This window comes from Erythrobacter sp. HI0063, from assembly GCF_001635685.1.
GTDB lineage: Bacteria > Pseudomonadota > Alphaproteobacteria > Sphingomonadales > Sphingomonadaceae > Qipengyuania.
In genome coordinates this window covers 1-243 of the sequence record NZ_LWFF01000040.1, presented here as the reverse complement: position 1 = coordinate 243, position 243 = coordinate 1, and the positions used below count along the sequence as shown (strand labels likewise).

Annotated in this window: 1 protein-coding gene; it reads right to left on the bottom strand. The window is 56.8% G+C overall.

Annotated features, from left to right (window positions below; genetic code table 11):
* The coding region (locus A3736_RS17775) for a hypothetical protein (RefSeq protein WP_233999162.1) at positions 1–243 on the bottom strand (243 nt) is incomplete at both ends.

Here is a 243-nt window from a genome sequence, read left to right as displayed (position 1 = left end):
CTACAACCAGCCCATTACCCGGCCAGGGCGACCAATCAATGCGCAGGGGTTTACATCTCTCCATTTCGACTTCGAAGCAATCAACAGAGCTCACCTCGAATACGGCCGTTCGAATGCTCAGGGTCGCAAAGTCAGCCCAGACGATCACATCATATACATCGAGAGAGAGGAGGCCGCCGCCGAACTTCTCGATGCGCTCAAGCCAGCTGCGCCGTCCGGCGCCGAAGACTTCCTCGAATACCA